The sequence below is a fragment of the Bradyrhizobium sp. Rc3b genome (assembly GCF_900114915.1).
In the GTDB taxonomy this organism is placed as follows: Bacteria; Pseudomonadota; Alphaproteobacteria; order Rhizobiales; family Xanthobacteraceae; genus Bradyrhizobium.
Window position 1 is genome coordinate 1 of sequence record NZ_FOUS01000034.1, and the last position, 16,242, is coordinate 16,242.

The following is a 16,242-nucleotide window of genomic DNA, read 5'->3' on the forward strand; positions in this document are numbered from 1 at the left end:
AGGTCCTTGAAGCTGCTGTTGCCGCGATCAAGCCGGGTGTGACGGCGGGAGAAGTGGATGCCGCAGCGCGCAAAGTGATTGAGCGATCCGTGCAACCACAGGCCCTTAATCATCGGGTTGGATACCAAACCGGTGCCCCCTGGAACGAACGTGGCAACGTCAGCCTGGAGCCCGGCGCAATCGACATCCTTGAGACCAGCATGACTCTTCACATGCCAGTCATTCTCCTCGGGAAAGACGATTACCTGTTTGGCTGCAGCGAGACCGTCCTAGTGACCGAACGTGGTGCAGAGATCCTCAGTCGTACACCACATACGCTCTATCGGGCCTAGTGACTAAGCAGATCATGGATGCACCAATTAGCCGGCGGTCGCACCCGGCTTCTTTGGTAGCGGGCACTGCATCCCAGACGATGGCGCGTAGCCTGTCAGCCGAGGCTTTAGTGCGCACATTTTGCGCCTTTGTGCGGAATACAAGCCTTCTTAGGCCATATATTGGAGAATTCCGCTTCCTTGAACCAGTAATATTTGCCTAAAAGCTGAAGGTTTCGGACCGGCGAAGATCACGGAAATAAATGGAGAGGGAAAAATGAGTGTGTTGGTGGATCGCAGACGCCTCACGCAAGGGGGGGCGTCTGCACTTGTGATCGGGGCGCTGGATTCCATTACAGGCCGTGCTTTGGCGGTATCCTCGGACGAGCTGCGAGTCATGGTCAACGGTGGTGATGTGGGAAAGGCGAACATCGAAGCCTATACCAAACCGTTCCAAGCCGCGACCGGGATCAAGGTGAGTGCGCTCACCGACCAGCTCACTTTGGCGAAGCTTGAGCTGATGGTGACCACGAATAGCGTTAGCGTCGATGTCTTTCCGATGAGTCAAGGCTCAGCCCTTGTTGCTGCTGAGAAGGGCCTTCTCGAGCCAATCGATTACTCGATCTACAAGAAGGAGGAGCTCGACGGACTCTTCGACTTCGCCAAGCAGCCATTCGGCGTTGGCATGGTGATTTTTTCTTACCTAATGGTCTACAACACAGAGAAATTCCCCGCGAACCAACCCCGGCCCACCAACTGGGCGGACTTCTGGGACGTCAAGAAGTTTCCTGGCGTTCGTGCGCTGGTATCCGGCCGAAATGGAGGGGAGGGCCCCTGGGAGGAAGCTCTGCTGGCGGACGGCGTGGCTCCGGACAAGATCTACCCAATGGACATCGACCACATTTTCGCCAGCCTGGATAAGATCAAGCCGCACATCCGGAAATGGTGGACTGTTGGATCCGAGATCCAGCAAATCATGCAGGACAAGGCGGCCGACCTCGTGCAATCCTATAGCGGACGCGCCGGTCTGGCGGTTTCCCGGGGCGCGCCGATGGAGCTCAATCGAAACCAGTCCAAGCTGCAGTGGGACTACTGGGTGATCCCGAAGGGCAGCCCGAATGCGCAGAAGGCGCAGAAGTTCATCGAATTCGCGACGCGTGCAGAGCGCCAAGCCGCCTTATCGCAGCTCTTCCCGGAAGGTCCCGCCAATCGGAACGCCTTCAAGCTCCTGGAGGAGAAGGTGGCGCGCAAACTTCCTACCCATCCTGAGTACTTGGCAAGCGCCGTCCCCATCAATATGGGGTGGTACAGTGAGCGCGGAGCAGACGGTCTGACCAACACCGAGCGACTTCGCGAGCGCTGGAACGAGTGGATACTCCGCTAGATCTGGGGCCATGAGAGCCTTGGCACGCCGTCGTGCCGCTCGGCTTATATCGATGAAGGGCGCGATGTTGAATACCGTAGACCGACCCACGAGGTGCGACTTGCACATCGTCGAATTTCAGGAGCCTGTGCAGATTGAGTTTCGCAATATCACAAAGCTTTACGGAGCGGTCGCGGCGGTTAACGATCTCTCGTTGGCCGTTCGTCGCGGCGAATTCCTTACTATTCTCGGTCCAAGTGGTTCGGGCAAGACAACAACGCTTATGCTGCTTGCCGGCTTCGTGGCTCCAAGTAAGGGCGATATCCTGATTGGTGGCAAGTCCGTTGCTGCCGTGCCTTCCTATCGCCGCGACCAAGGTATCGTCTTTCAGAGCTATGCGCTGTTTCCGCACCTCACCGTGCGTCGCAATCTTGAATTTCCGCTTGAAATGCGCGGGATGAAGCCCGCTGAGCGGATAAAGCGGGTTGAGCGCATCCTGGAGCGCGTACACCTCAATGACTTCGGCGACCGCATGCCATCGCAATTGAGTGGTGGGCAACAGCAGCGTGTGGCGCTTGCTCGTGCTCTTATTGCTGATCCGCCGATCCTCCTCCTCGACGAGCCGCTCGGCGCGCTCGATCGCAGCCTACGCGAGCAGATGCAGGTCGAACTCAAGGTGCTGCACAAAGAATTCGCTATCACCACGGTCTGCGTCACGCACGATCAAGACGAAGCCCTGACGCTCTCGGATCGAATCGTCGTCATGCGCGACGGACGCATCGAACAGATCGATGCGCCGGAGATGCTCTACGACAGGCCGGCGACACGCTTCGTGGCGAAATTTTTGGGCGAGGCCAATATCCTCGAAAACCCCGGGTTCGAAATCGAGAGCGATATGGTGCAGCCGTCCGGTACCGTGGCCATGCTTCGCCCGGAGCGAATTTGTGTCGCCCCTCCCGCAAGCCCGAAGCGCGCCGATTCGCACCAGCGCCAGTCGGTTATCGGTACCGTGGCCGATATGATCTATGCCGGCCCGCTACGGAAATACCATGTTCGTGTCGGCAGCACCCCCTTTGTCGTGCGCGAGCATGTCGCCGCGGGTCAGCCGGTCTTCCGCGCCGGCGACGAGGTGCGGCTCGAATGGCTGCGGTCCGACGTTCGGTTCGTCAGTGCGTGAGCTGCCAGAGCAAGACCAATGAGCATACCTCAGAAACTCAGCCTAAAGCCGGTCGGGCTCGCCGTGCCCGCCTTCGCTATCTTGCTCGCCGTCTTTGGCATACCGATGATCCGGCTCTTCCTGACCAGTCTCGATGCACCGGCTTTCTCACTCGCCAATTATGAGGCGTTTTTCCGCCAGGGAGCGAACGTTCGCGTACTTTTTCAGACGATCGAGGTGAGCCTGGTGGTCACCGCCATTTGTGTCATTATCGGCTATCCCACGGCCTATCTGATGGCGTCGGCCCCGAAAAACCTGCGTACCGCCCTCATCGTGCTCGTGGTGATCCCCTACCTGACAAGCCTACTAGTTCGCACGTACGCGTGGATAGTCATTCTGGGTGACCGCGGCATGGTTAACAACGTGCTGCTCGAACTAGGCCTAATCTCGAGCCCATTGCCGCTCATCTACAACCGAATGGCCGTCTACGTGGGGATGGTGCAGATCATGCTACCGCTGATGATTCTTCCCCTAGTCACCGTCATGGTGAGCATCGACCGATCGCTGGTGGCCGCGGCCCGCAGCATGGGTGCGCAACCCTCTGCCGCTTTCTGGCGAGTGTTCTTCCCACTTAGCCTTCCGGGCGTGCGCAGCGGATCGCTGCTGGTCTTCGTGCTCTGCCTCGGGTTCTATATCACGCCGGCCGCCCTCGGCGGGCTGCGCGATGCCATGCTGTCGACCTTCATCGCGGCGCAGGTCGAGACCTCCTTCAATATGGCGCGCACCGCCACATCGGCCTTCATCCTTCTGGGCATCGCCGCAGTCATGCTCGCCATTTTCGGGCTTGATCTTGCCGGTACGCAGGGCCGCGCAGTGCGGCCGATGCCGGAGTCCTCGTGGAAGCCGGTGCGTTTGTTGAGCGCGATCAAACGCTTCTCCAATGAGCTTGCGGCTTCCTATCGAGCGAAGCGCTGGAATGCCAAGCTGTACCAAGCGAGCAACATCCGTCGGCGGACAATTGCCCGCGCCGTGTTCGTGGTTTCTGTCATGCTCTTTCTGCTGCTTCCAAGCGTCGTGGTTGTCATCATGTCCTTTAGTGCCGGCGAGTTCCTGACATTCCCTCCGCCCGGTATCTCGCTGAAGTGGTACCGCAGTTTCTTCGACGATCCCTCTTGGACCGGTGCCGCCTTGACGAGTGTCGAGATTGGCGTTGCGGTCACGATACTTTCGACCATCGTGGGCACACTCGCTGCCTACGGCCTCAACCGCACCTCTCCAAAGTTACGCAGCATTCTCACCTTGCTGCTCTTGGCGCCGATCACCTTGCCGAGCATTGTCGTCGGCATATCGGCATACCTCGGTCTGCTTAGCTTCGGACTGATCGGTACGAAGACTGGCATCGCGCTGACGCACAGCCTTGGCGCTATTGCCTATGTCGTGGTGATCGTCTCGGCGACCCTGGCGAGCTTCGATCGCCGGCTGGAGCAGGCAGCTATGAGCATGCGCGCAGGCCCTCTGCAGACCTTCAAGAGGGTGACGCTGCCATTGATCCGGCCAGGGATCATGGGGGGGGCCCTGTTCGCGTTTCTCCATTCTTTCGATGAGGTCGTCAAAACATCGTTGGTCAGCGGGCTATCGATCCGTACCCTGCCGCTGAAGATGTGGGAGAATATCCGCCACGAGATCGACCCGACGATCGCCGCAGTGGCGTCGCTGCTTGTGCTTCTGCCAGTGCTCTGGTTAGCCGCCATCTACGTCACGTGGTGGCGATCAAGGCCGAGCGCTGAGCACGCGCTCCCGGATGCCGCGGCTTGAGCTGATCTTCAGCCTTCATCGGAGCTGGTTGCCTCGATTGGAATAGCGAACGTTGAACTCACTTCCAGATGATACTGCTCTTCTTCGCTCTCAGTTTCGACAAGGCGCATTTGGAACTATCGCATCCGCTTCGTCCGGGAGGCTAGCACCCAGATCGTCTCGGATCTCTCGCGGCTTATGCGGTGTCGACAAGCATTAAATGCTCTTTCCACCGGCTATTTGGACCTGTTCCGCTTGTTTTTGGGGCTGAAACGGTCTGGGGAGAAGGTTGTGGTTGCAGGAATTGGCGGCGAATGTGATCGTCGCACTCTGCGGGCGGTTCAGGCTGCGATGGCAACCCATTTCGTCATTTGAAGGCGATGGAGGCGAGCAGGATCTGTTCGTTGGCAAAACCGACATAACGGATGCAGGTCAATCGCATGCGGATTTGAGGGTGGTGAAGGTGGTCTCGACCGCTAGCCGTCGTCAGGGTTGTAGCGCTTGATCCGGGGCGGGAGCTCCGGATGATGCCTTGTGGCGGTGGGCGATGCGAGGCTTTTTACCTTCAGCTTTCAGCCGGGCCGCCTGGCATGGCTGTCATAGGCTGCATCGGCCCACACCACGGCTTCGTCGCCGTGGATCAGATCGGAGCCGGCGTGGTGTCGTTGATGTTGGCGGGCGTGGTCAGCACCGACCAGATCAGGCCGCACCCTCATCGATGCAGATTCCGAGGAAGTCGCCCCTGCGTACCGAGATGATCTCGCCCCCCGATTCCGACATGAATCGCCTCCTGGGCCGGTGCCGCTGGCGATCGGATGTTGGCGCTGAGCCGGCTTTGTCAATCGTCCTATTGATCTCATCTTTTTGATTGTGCTGCGCTGTGGGTATGTGGGCAACGCGCAGCGTTGTCCAAGCTTGTCTTCCAGGACAAGCTTCATAGCCACAGCCTTTACGGCTCAGCCTTGGGCGCGGCTGATCTGTGGGCGCGCTTGCGGCGCAAGGACTCGCCGGCGAGCTCGACGCGCTTAGCGTTTGGACGAGACGTCGACGACGTCGTAAGGGATGCCGATCACCTCGTATTTCTCGACCGGCAACTGGCTGTTGACGGTGGCGGAGCGGCGAGCGCAGCGCTCTCCGAAAATCTCAAGCAGATCGTGACGCGCCTCGGCGGTGAGCGGCTCAAGTCCCCAATGGTCCTGGATCAGCAGCTGGACGCCGGCTAGGGCGCGGAAGAGCCGACCATAGCGGCCATCGCCGCGGGCCAATTGAAGATCACCGAAAAGGTTCGGTCGCTGATAGAGAACGGAGCGGTCATCGCGGCAGGCCTTGTGGCCCAAGGCGGGGGCGAGCTAGCTTTTGCCAACGCCCGTTGGACCGGTGATGATCAGTGCGGGCGTCGATCCAGTTGCCCTCGGCGCTTCTGGAAGAGTCCGCGAACGAGGCCACGCGCGGCGAGGTAGTCGACGTCTTCAATGGCGGCCTGGTGACGCAGACGGGCATAGCGCAGCCGCGGCAGCAGCTTTCGGTCATAGCGATGGGTGATCTCTCGGTCGAGCAGAAGCTCAAGCCACTCGGCGTGGCTCATGGCCCCGGCCTTGCCCGAGGCTTCGATCTCGGCAAAGGCCTTGGCATGCCGACAAGGCCGAGGACGTCGAGCTGATCGAGAGCCGGATGGGAGCATGGGAGGTCTTTCAATTGTAGCAGCGCGCGCCGCGGCTATTGGGATGAAGGATCGCCGGCTCCTCGGCGGCGGCTAACACGAAAATCCGATGAAAAATCGGTCGCGCTGGGCAGCGAGTGTGACCTGGTTGAGGGGCTGCCTCGAATGTGAAAGCGCGCAAACTCCCCAGCCACGTCGTGCTTCAGCTTCACTGGTGGGCTAAGCCAATCGGCAGCGCGCCGGCCTTGAGGCTCGCGGCCACCGGCAACAGCTTGCCTCACACCGTATAGTCCCGACTACTTAACGACCGGTTTTGTCATCAAGAGCAATGGTATGGCCAGAAAGGGACGGAAAGACAAATTCCGATCGGCTCCGCGAGCGGTGGAACGAATGGATTCTTAGCGGATCTTGAAGGTCGTGATTTCCCTATCTCACCAGTTTTCTGGTGCGCACTTCGCCTGTATCGTGTACCTTGGCGGTCGAGGCTTGATCAATAATCTCCTGCTCGATGTCGGCGTCATCTCTAGCCCCGTACCGCTCATCTACAATCGGTTGGCCGTCTACATCGGCACGTTCCATACCATGCCTCCGGTCATAGTTCTCCGCTTGTGAGTGTGATGCTGGAGATTGACAAGTCGCTTGCGCGGCGGCCCGTAGCATGGGTTCACGCCGCTTCGCCGCATTCTGGCGTGGGTTTTTCCCGCTTAGCTTGCCAGGCGTTCGCAGCGGCTCGTTGCTGGTCCTCGTCCTTTGCCCTGGCTTCTATATAACCCCACCCGCGCTAGGCGGGTTAGGCGACGACATGCTATCAAGTTTTATCGCGGCTCGAGTCGACACCTCCTTTGATCTCGCGGGCATCGCTGCTCGGCGTTCATTCTCCTGGGACTAACCGGGTTATGCTCGCAATTTTTGGTTTGAATCTGTCCGGCGCTCAAGGTGGCGCGCCGAGACCAGTATGGGAGTCTCCACGGGACCGGTGGCGCTCATTTGGCTCTCCACTGCCCAACTCGGTGATCTCGCCGGTAGCGCTGGGCCACGATGTTCTGCCAACGCGCGAGCAACAGCGGCTCGTGGAAAATGGTCGGGAAGACTTGCATTATCCTGACGCACAGCATCGGTGGTACCGCCTATGTCGTCGTGATCGTCTCGGCGACTCTGGCAAATTTCGACCGTCGTTTGGAGCTGGCGGCAAAAAGTATGCGGGCCAATCCACTTCGAACCTTCACAAGAGTGACGCTGCCGTTGGTGCGGCCGGGCATCATCGGCGGGAGCCCTGTTTCCTTTCCTTCACTCTTCGACGAAGTCGTCAAGAGGTCTCCGGCTGGTTAGCGCATCCTCGATCCGCACGCTGCCTTCGAAGATGTCGGAAAACATACGGCATGAGATCGATCAGACGATTTGCCCTGTAGCATTGATGCTCGTGTTTCTGCCTGGGGGCTGGCTAATTGTTTGTACGTTAGTTGGTGACGGTAAGGCCGAAAGTTGCTGGCGTCCTACTAGATCACTGCTTAAACGGCCGATCCTGACGTCACAAAATTGACTTTAAACATATATCGGCATCTTGGGGCGCGCTAGCAGGGGCTCGTATCGATGTTCTTGCTTCTCCAAGCCGGATGGCCCCATGCGCATAAAAAACTCGTAGAGCTGTCTTCGGACACAGATTTTCTAAGTTGAGCGCCCCTCCATTGGGATATTTCGGCGCTCAGTTCTTGTTAAATTCTTAACAAGGAGATGAAGACAATGCGACCCTGAGAAGCAATTCTCTAAAAATAAGTCAATCTCCGCGGGAGCAGCTGAATGACGGGCTCAAGCTGTGCGAAGGGATAAGGATCTTCACCGAGGGGCAAATCGATGGACTTTGGTGCTTGGCCTCATGCCAGAGGCGACCTCGTGTCCGCACGACGGACCGCTTCGGCGTTCCTAGACAGTCTACCGCCGGAGGATGACTGCGCCCAAATGGTTCGCCGCGGCTGGGTCGCGACATGGACCGGGACCGGAGATGCCTATTGCCGCCTCGCTGACCTCAACATAAACAAAAAAGAGTTCGATGAGGCCACCGAGGCTTGGCTTTGTGCGCTGACAGCTTTCGAGGTCGCTAGGAGGCTAGTGCGTGACGATGATCCACGAAGCGCCGACGTTTCCGCCAAAGTCGAGGCTGGCGTTCGGAGAATCGGAGTATCCTTCGGCCGGGAGGTGGAGAGCGTGCGGATTGCGTGCGACGATCTGGGGGAAATTGGCGGCTACTATTTGGCCGCCGGTGCTCCGAATCCTCCGGCGCCAGCAGTCATTTGCGTCAGCAGCGAAGAAGAAAAAGCAGCGACCCTGCTGGGCAGGCTTTTGCCTGTAATGGTTGGCCACAGCATGTCTGTCCTGGTGATCTCCCACGCTGAGGTGGCAAATCGCGCGCGTGGTGAATCGGAAGTCGTATTGTCTCACTGTTTGGATCATTTGTCGGCTCGATCGGATGTTGATAGTAGTCGGATTGGCGTTTACGGAGACGGATTATCGGCCTCTTTGGCTACTGGTTTCGCCGCATACGATCGCCGCGTTGCCGCTGCAGTTTGTGATGGTGGCATTTGGAATTGGACGCGCTCGCTGAAATCTATTGGTTGGATGACGTCCACCGATGATGGCGCGGATAACGAGATGTTGTCGGCATATCGCTCACGGCTAGCTCGGCTATTAAATTGCCCAATACTCGTGGTCGCCGGTGGGCGCGGTGTCGTCAGCGTTTCTGAGGCTATCAAATTGCAGGCTGTTTGCGTGGCGGCGCGCATCGACGTAGACTTGCTCATGCCGCAACTCATTCGAGGATGCCAAGGCGAGGCGATTGATAACTTTGTTAGCTCGGATGACTGCATCTTCAGATGGCTGGCGCAGAGGCTCTCACAAAATTCAACCTGCGACGAGTCGTCGGAGAGGGCGCCTAGCCACTACCTTTCTCTCCCGATCTCCTAGCGGTCAGCTCATTAATTCGTGAGTGTCCGTGGACCTATAAATCGTTCGCGAGATCGATGTTCGTGCAAGCCTAAATGGATGCTCAATGACGGGAGCGATGCACGACCCAGAGAAGTCCAAGGACTGTACTTACTAGACTCAAAACCTTGTCGGCGCTGTCTGCAGCCATCAGGTTCCTGTGGACGCAAATGATGGGAGCGCTCAGGCTGATGCGGCGCTCATCCATTCAGACCTACAACACGCCAATGCTCAGCTTTTGGGATGCCAATCGACTGTTCTTCGCGATCGAGGTTAGCCGCTTGTTCAGATAGTCTAGTGACGCCCCGTCCAGCCCCTCTAATAACGTGGAGTTGAGAGCTTCCCTCTTGGTCGAGAGTTTCGAGATTTCCGCACGAGCTTTCGATGTCAGGGACATTTGAATGAACCTTGCGTCATCTGGCGATGGCTCGCGCGTCAGAAATTCCATCGTTTCTAGCTTTTTGGTTTGGTTGGTAACGAACGCGGGATGAACTCGGAGTTTGCTTGCAACCGCTATCCCCGAGACGCCGCGACCTTCGTCGAGTTCGTCGATAGCCATGAGGATCAGCCATTGCGGCTCGGTTAAGCCCAGTAGCTCTGCCCAGCTCTTATGTATTTCCTCAAGTTGAGAATGGATCTCAACAACGTTCCAGATGAAGTCCCTAACGGCCCGGTCGATTGATGGTTTTTCAGCCATATTGGTTATTCCGTCAAAACCTCAGGAGACCCCTGATGAGGCGCCTGCGTGACTTCCCCACTGACAGGTATCCAGGTTCTCTGTCTCATGAAAGGCCGAGCCGGGCATAGGCATCATGTAAAATATCAATTGACATATGCAATTAATTTCGGCAACGTGAACATCAGATCGTTCGAGGGGACTCTTCAACGGTCATGTAAATCTCCAAGGAGAGCCTCCGGGATGCCCCCTGGAGGTTCTTTTTTTGGCAAGGTAGCGCCATCCCCCACTTTGCGGTGCGTGCTGTGGCCAGATTGCAACATTGAACAGCGAGTTATCAATTGTTGGTATTAATTAATTGCGACAATTGATTAGACGAATTAGACCTTTGGCTGACGGAGAGGGGGCGCCTCGACGTCGTCCGTCAAGCACCCGCCAAGTAGGTGAGGCTAGCAGCGGCGGATCTTTGAAGGACGGAAACTACGTTTCCAACTTGGAGGTTCATCCATGAAACTGACGAAGAGTCTTGTGCTCGGTTCTGCGGCAATGTTTGCCAGCTCTGGGGTCCATGCTGCAGACCTTCCTGTAAAGGCTAAGGCGGTCGAGTATGTGAAGATTTGCTCGCTGTATGGTGCTGGCTTCTATTACATTCCCGGGACCGATACCTGCATCAAGCTCGGTGGTTATGTGCGCGCTACAGTCGGGCTTGGCACGAACAGCATCTGGGGTGCTGCCGCCAGTGGCCTCGGTGGTGCGCATAATCGCCTTAGTAATTACTATACGGCGCAATCGCGTTTCGACTTCAGTACCGATACGCGAACGGCGACAGAGTATGGTGTGCTTCGCACCTACGCAGAACTAGCCTTCACCTGGACCGCGGGCGGATATGGTGGTGCCGGGAGCGCCGCGATCAACGGTGCGACCGCCTATACCGGAAATAATCCTGCCGGCAGCGGCAGCGGATCGGTCGCTGGCGGGTCGCTCTCCGTGTACTACGCCTTCTTGCAGTTTGCAGGTTTTACGTTTGGCAGAGCGCAGTCGCAGTTCGCCTCACCGTGGACGAACTACCCCGGAAACTCTTTCGACGGCATGCCCGGCGGCGCGGGATGGGAGGCTGTCAACCAGTTCGCCTATACCGCCGACTTCGGCCAAGGCGTTACAGCCTCCTTCTCGGTGGAGGACCAGGTTACCCGTACGACAAATATCTGGAACGTTAGCGGTGCGACGGCTGCAGGTCTCGCCACAGGCGCGTATGGTGCTGGTAATATCGGCGGTTCGGCGGCTCCCGATCTCGTAGCCATGCTGCGTGTCGATCAGGCTTGGGGCCTCTTCCAGGCATCGGTCGCCGCGCACGACAATCATGCTGGTTATTATGGAGCCGATGAAACGACTGGGCATCCGGGGGATAAGTGGGGCTGGGCCGGTCAGCTGGCATTGTCAATCAAGAACATCCCGACCGGTCCCGGTGACACGATCAACGTTCAGGGTGTCTACACGAACGGCGCAAGCGTGTTCAACTTTCAGCAGTACACGCCGTTCACCTACGCGATATATGGCGGAACGGGAGTGGCCGGAGCCTATCAGAGTGTCGGCCTTGCCGGTGTTTCAGACTCGGTGTTCGTTGCAGGTGCAGGCCAGCAGCTGACCACGACCTATGGTCTCAATGGTGCATACACTCACAATTGGAACCCATATTGGAGCTCTGTCATTTTCGGTGGCTGGGGAGCTGTGCGATACAACAGCACGGCGAAGGGATACATTTGCGGTGCATTCGTCGCGAGTCTTGCGCTGTCGAGCGGCGTGGCTGGTTGCAACCCTGATTTTAACTACTCGGTTGTTGGATTCACCACGCGCTGGTCGCCCGTCAAGAAACTGACGTTCACGGCCGAAGTGGCCTACACGATGCTCGACCAGAAATATGCGAGTGGAAGCACGGTGACCTTGCCGGTACAGGCTGGCGTCGCCAAGCCGGCCGGCGCGTACGAACTGAAGGACCAGGGCGCTCTGCAGGTGATGTTCCGTGCCCAGCGCAACTGGTAAGTTTCTGTCAAAGTAGCAAAAGGAGAAAAAGCGGCTCTATGTTTCTAACTTGACCTCCAAGAAGGTCCCCGGCATGCCCGCCGGGGACCTTTTATTGTCTCGGCTCCCCTTACCCGAAAGAGGACAATTATCTCTCCCGAACTATGACGGTTGCATAGGTGGATCACTCGTCTCAAGAATGCACTCCTGTGCTGCTTATCCTCAGCTTCACCACATCCCAGTTCTCTGCACGAGGACACTTCGCACGGCTGATGAGTTGCGGACACCGTGATGACGACACGGCGCAGCAATTTCGTATCCGCAATGGCAGACGACTGCCGTCTTTAGGATATGGAAGAAGCTTCCCATCATGTCGTCGAAAGCAATCGGCCCTGCGCCTCACGGTGGCGACGACGCAGACAGCCGAAAGAGCTGCGCCCCACCTGGAGTACCTTGAGCTTGTCGATGTCGAGACCCTCAAGCCAGCTGAGACTCTTTTTTTGCGGCCTTGGCCGCGCCCCGCGCCCGCCGCTTACCTGGGCGCAACTCGATTGATCGACAACGTCGTACTGCAACGATCCGAGGAGCCCATGTCGCCGGCTGAGAGCTTGCGAACGGAGGCAAGAACCTCGTTTCGCTGGTGGCAGCGTTTACGTGGCTCAGCGTGCTGCAATCCACCGATATGCGCAGATCCGATGCATAATTTAGTCGAAGATGCGCCACCATTTGCATTAATTGAGATCAAAAATTAGTTACAACTCAGGAGTGAGGCACGAAGCCGCGCGGATGTGCGCTTCGTCAAACGCCGGCCACAATAAAACTGGCCACCGTAGTCCTCAAACATGAAGCGAATGTTGGCGGGAACCAGACGCCCGAATGTGGTGTCAAATTGGTCCTTTAGCGAAGGGGGTAGCCCGCTAAATGCCGACAGGAGGCGACGAATGAGCAAGAGCTCCCACTTACGCGTTGGTTCAGTAAAATGCTGCGCAATATGTGGCGGAAAGTTCGGACTGATCAGGTATTATTGTTGGCGAACCGCACTTTGCTCGAAAAAGTGCGTTGATCGTCTCATGGCCCGTCGGGACGCCGATCGGAAATGGCTTCGCTGGATGAGAGCTGCCTAGTTTATCGACGGATCGCGGCGCGCAAGCGCTCTTCCCAGTGGCCTTGAATGCTCGTGAGTACGAAGATCAGCCGCGCAGGCGGAGCGCTTAGAACCGCGCATTAGATTTATACTTGTGAACCACAGGACCCACTCGGGGATGGAGCCTGAACTGCGTTCGCATTCCTTAGGTTCGGGATACGTGCGAGATGTTGCGTCGCGAAAGGAATATTGCGACTACAAATGCTGTCGACGGTGGGAGGGAAGCCATTTCCCCCTCTTTCCGTTGTCGCCTCTCTTTTAGAGCGGCGCAGATGAGATCGTCCCTTTAGGACTTGTGGCCCTGACGGCAGCCGCTTCCTGCTGGCTCCGGGTAGGGGCGGTCTCGATGTCATGGATCAATGCCAGTGCGTATGAAGCTGTGCATCGGGCGGATGACCCACTCTCTCCGGCCTAAGTCGACTTGATTCAGTGGACACGAGTCCCACGCACCCAAACTAACGCAAGCCTCTGTCATCGAATAAAGGTTGGAGATGACGGTCAAACAAGAGGTGCCTCAGAGCTGCTCGCGCAAGGAGTTTTCTCAAGGCAGCCACCTCCGAAGGTCAGGCATGGGCCATGTTCTCACGGTGCCGGCAATGAGCCAATCGCGTTCGGCTCCATGGAATTGCGCGTTGAAAGTTCAGCTGCGCTTCCGCGGAGGACAGCGCGTGATAAAGTCGATCGCCTAGTCCAGGCAACCGCTTCCAACTCGAGGCCAGCCGGGCGCAGTGCGACATTACCGTGGTTAGTATATTCATCAATCCCACTCAGTTCGGGCCGAACGAGGATCTCAGCACTTATCCGCGCGACTTCGAGCGGGATGGAAAATTGTGCCGCGATGCGGGTGTTGCGATCGTCTTCGCGCCCGCTGTGCGGGAGGTTTATCCGCTTCAATTCGACACCTTTGTCGAACCAAGCGAACTCGCGGAGCCGCTCTGCGGAGCTTTCAGGCCGGAACATTTTCGCGGGGTCGCGACGGTCATGTGCAAGCTGTTCAATATGGCGCAGCCGGACGCCGCCTTCTTTGGCCAAAAGGATTTTCAGCAGTGCGCGGTCGTGCGTCGGATGACCATCGATCTCAATCTTCCGATCGAGATCGTCACTGTGCCGACCATTCGGGAAGGGACCGTCGCGCAATGAGCAGCCGCAACCGGTATCTCAGCGACGAAGACAGGGGGCGACCCTCGCCATCAGTCGTGGGCTATTCGCCGCGGCGGGGAGTTTCCGCTTGGGAGAGCGGAACGTGGACAAGCTGATTGCAATTGCCAAGGCGCATTTGGAAACGGTCGATCGCCTGCAGTACCTTGAGCTCGTCGACGGTGACACGCTCAAGCCGTCCTCAGTCCCCTGTGCCGCCCCCGCGGCACTGTACGTGGCGGCCTATGTCGGCTCGACGAGGCTTATCGACGACGTGATACTTCAGCCAACTCCGTAGCGCGAGTGGGGCGAAGGAAGCGGCTTGATTGAAGCTCTCCGACGCGAAGCGCCTTCCGCAAGCCGTCCTCGTCCTCGTTGGGGGGAGCCGAAGTGATCATCTTCAAAGAAGTGCAGCGTCGGCGCGCGGACCGTCAGTTCTTGCCACTTCCAAAGCTTTGCCTCTCCGAGCGCCGGAAGGGCCCGATGGTGACGATTGTTCGTTCAGGCAACAGAATACGGTCGCGCCTCCCGAGCGGTTGCTCCCGGCAACACGAGGGCGTGTCGAGGGTGGTGGGCTCGATGCGGTACGGCGTGGCGAAGACCTTCCGGCAAAGGCCGGCTCTCTGTTTCGGAGTCCCGGCCAGCAGCTCATTTTCCCGACCGCCGCCGAGGAGATCCCTTTCGGGCCGACGAAGCGCGAAATACCGGCGCCTCAAGCGCGCCAACAAGGCGATGGCACTTCTGGAGCGGCAAGGCTGCGATCAGAAGAAACTTGTCTGCGTCCTGGCGCTACTCGCCATAGAACCGTCGATCCTGCCGATAGAGAGCCGTTCCTCAGTCTCGACTTGAGGATACGACTATTGCTCTAGCGCAAGTACCGATGGTGGTTCCAAGGATGAATTTTCCGCAGAGCTTGGCGGCAACGGCCGTGTTCCTGCTGTGCGATCTCTTGAAGGAGATCGCCCACTGCCTTTGGTCGCGGATGCGTCCCGCCGGAGTCATCCGGCCGCGATTGTCAGCCGTTCATAACCATGGCCTCCACAATCCCGCGGCGCTGTCGCGGCACGCGCGCGAAACGCCGAACCGATTGACCGTCGTTTGCGACAATCATGCAGTGATTCGGAAAGATTTAGATCAGGCCTCTGGTCAAGCGATGGAGTGCAAAACTCGACGGTAAGCCCGCCGTAGAAATTTTGCGAGCTCTCGCTCCATGGGTCTCCCGTGGCACGAAAAGCGGCGCGATTGTCCAGCGATGTGCAGAATTTCGGCTGGGCAATCCTCTACATTGAAGAACTTCGGCTACCGAGCTCACTAAGAATGCGACGGAATAAGAGCTGCAACGCAACTGAGGACTCGTGCCAGTTGGAGTCAGCAATCGAGGTGTTAAAATTGCTTCAGGCCATTCATCCGACGACCGAGTTCTTGTGGTCGTGCTGTTTGGTGCGGCTTGCTTCGAATAATGCGGTCGCAATCCTATTGCGAGAATGATCGTTGGTTCCTCGCGCTGACTTTCGTGCGTTTACGTGTTCGTTAGACAGAAAGAAGCGGCATCGTGCTTTACGTCCATCCATTGTCGATGCGCGCGCAATTGCATTGTCTACGCGGGGTGGTTCAGGGGGCAGGACCGCATCGTCAGCAGAACAAAGCGTTGAATTGGATAGTCGCGGATCCGATGGACGTGCCAGCCATTCCAAGTCGAAATTCCAGTATACCCACTCGATAGCTTTCCTCAATGAAAGCAGTCGATCAAGATAGCAGTGAGCGCGTGTCGACATCGTAACCGCCAAGGCCAAGTGTATCGATGTGCGCGCGAATAGGGAATGAGCATTGACCATGAACGATAGTGTTTTGACCACCGCGTTGTCAGCGAACAGCTGGGTGCCAGCGCATGATGCAAATCCCGTCATCAAAGGCATTCATGCGATGCTGCACCCTCGCAACATTGTGCTGGTCGGGGCCACCGACAAGCCGGGCAATTATGCTGAGCGCATTTGGAACAATCTCGT

At 57.7% G+C, this 16,242-nt stretch carries 10 protein-coding genes and 2 pseudogenes; 8 read left to right on the forward strand and 4 right to left on the reverse strand.

Annotated elements, in window-relative coordinates:
- The 4 genes from BM190_RS38710 to BM190_RS38725 all read left to right on the forward strand — a co-directional run.
- Positions 1-332, forward strand: a 332-nt coding sequence (locus BM190_RS38710) for a M24 family metallopeptidase (RefSeq protein WP_143109192.1), incomplete at its 5' end; no start/stop codon positions are given.
- A 256-nt stretch (positions 333-588) separates the two neighbouring features.
- Entirely contained in the window at positions 589-1,695 is a 1,107-nt protein-coding gene (locus BM190_RS38715) for an ABC transporter substrate-binding protein (protein ID WP_092263200.1), read from the forward strand.
- Positions 1,696-1,795: 100 nt separating this feature from the next.
- Positions 1,796-2,851 (forward strand): ABC transporter ATP-binding protein, encoded by a 1,056-nt coding sequence (locus BM190_RS38720; RefSeq protein ID WP_244550899.1) that lies wholly within the window; start codon positions 1,796-1,798, stop codon positions 2,849-2,851.
- A gap of 18 nt (positions 2,852-2,869) precedes the next feature.
- The gene (locus BM190_RS38725) at positions 2,870-4,645 is read left to right on the forward strand and encodes an ABC transporter permease subunit (RefSeq protein ID WP_092263201.1); all 1,776 of its coding nucleotides are present in this window, start codon (positions 2,870-2,872) and stop codon (positions 4,643-4,645) included.
- Between the two features lie 551 nt (positions 4,646-5,196).
- Here BM190_RS38725 and BM190_RS41505 read toward each other — a convergent pair.
- The 3 genes and pseudogenes from BM190_RS41505 to BM190_RS40885 all read right to left on the reverse strand — a co-directional run bounded on the left by BM190_RS41505 (position 5,197) and on the right by BM190_RS40885 (position 6,863).
- Positions 5,197-5,340: a hypothetical protein gene (locus BM190_RS41505; RefSeq protein WP_244550900.1), complete on the reverse strand. Its 144-nt coding sequence runs from the start codon at positions 5,338-5,340 to the stop codon at positions 5,197-5,199.
- Between the two features lie 233 nt (positions 5,341-5,573).
- A pseudogene (locus BM190_RS42020) lies at positions 5,574-6,256 on the reverse strand (ATP-binding protein).
- A 454-nt stretch (positions 6,257-6,710) separates the two neighbouring features.
- Positions 6,711-6,863, reverse strand: coding sequence for a hypothetical protein (locus tag BM190_RS40885; protein ID WP_177237544.1), 153 nt, complete (start codon positions 6,861-6,863; stop codon positions 6,711-6,713).
- 498 nt (positions 6,864-7,361) lie between these two features.
- Here BM190_RS40885 and BM190_RS41510 point away from each other — a divergent pair, with 498 nt between their 5' ends.
- Positions 7,362-7,613, forward strand: a complete 252-nt coding sequence (locus BM190_RS41510; protein WP_244550901.1) for an ABC transporter permease — start codon at positions 7,362-7,364, stop codon at positions 7,611-7,613.
- Positions 7,614-8,240: 627 nt separating this feature from the next.
- Complete coding sequence (locus tag BM190_RS40150; protein WP_143109193.1) at positions 8,241-9,242, forward strand: alpha/beta hydrolase family protein; 1,002 nt, start codon at positions 8,241-8,243, stop codon at positions 9,240-9,242.
- Between the two features lie 232 nt (positions 9,243-9,474).
- Here BM190_RS40150 and BM190_RS38755 read toward each other — a convergent pair whose 3' ends face one another.
- Entirely contained in the window at positions 9,475-9,957 is a 483-nt protein-coding gene (locus BM190_RS38755) for a MarR family winged helix-turn-helix transcriptional regulator (protein ID WP_092263212.1), read from the reverse strand.
- Positions 9,958-10,443: 486 nt separating this feature from the next.
- Between BM190_RS38755 and BM190_RS38760 the strand changes: the two genes are divergently transcribed.
- Positions 10,444-11,976 carry a porin gene (locus BM190_RS38760; protein WP_092263214.1) on the forward strand — a complete coding sequence of 511 codons (1,533 nt, stop codon included), beginning with the start codon at positions 10,444-10,446 and terminating at the stop codon, positions 11,974-11,976.
- 1,858 nt (positions 11,977-13,834) lie between these two features.
- Positions 13,835-14,534: pseudogene (gene panC, locus BM190_RS38770) on the forward strand (pantoate--beta-alanine ligase).
- The last annotated feature ends 1,708 nt before the right edge of the window (positions 14,535-16,242 follow it).

Bases quoted from the DNA above. Each gene is read 5' to 3' on its own strand.
- BM190_RS38715 (WP_092263200.1), top strand. From the start codon at position 589: ATGAGTGTGTTGGTGGATCGCAGACGCCTCACGCAAGGGGGGGCGTCT.
- BM190_RS38725 (WP_092263201.1), top strand. From the start codon at position 2,870: ATGAGCATACCTCAGAAACTCAGCCTAAAGCCGGTCGGGCTCGCCGTG.
- BM190_RS41505 (WP_244550900.1), bottom strand. From the start codon at position 5,340: ATGAGGGTGCGGCCTGATCTGGTCGGTGCTGACCACGCCCGCCAACAT.
- BM190_RS40885 (WP_177237544.1), bottom strand. From the start codon at position 6,863: ATGGAACGTGCCGATGTAGACGGCCAACCGATTGTAGATGAGCGGTAC.
- BM190_RS41510 (WP_244550901.1), top strand. From the start codon at position 7,362: ATGGTCGGGAAGACTTGCATTATCCTGACGCACAGCATCGGTGGTACC.
- BM190_RS40150 (WP_143109193.1), top strand. From the start codon at position 8,241: ATGGTTCGCCGCGGCTGGGTCGCGACATGGACCGGGACCGGAGATGCC.
- BM190_RS38755 (WP_092263212.1), bottom strand. From the start codon at position 9,957: ATGGCTGAAAAACCATCAATCGACCGGGCCGTTAGGGACTTCATCTGG.
- BM190_RS38760 (WP_092263214.1), top strand. From the start codon at position 10,444: ATGAAACTGACGAAGAGTCTTGTGCTCGGTTCTGCGGCAATGTTTGCC.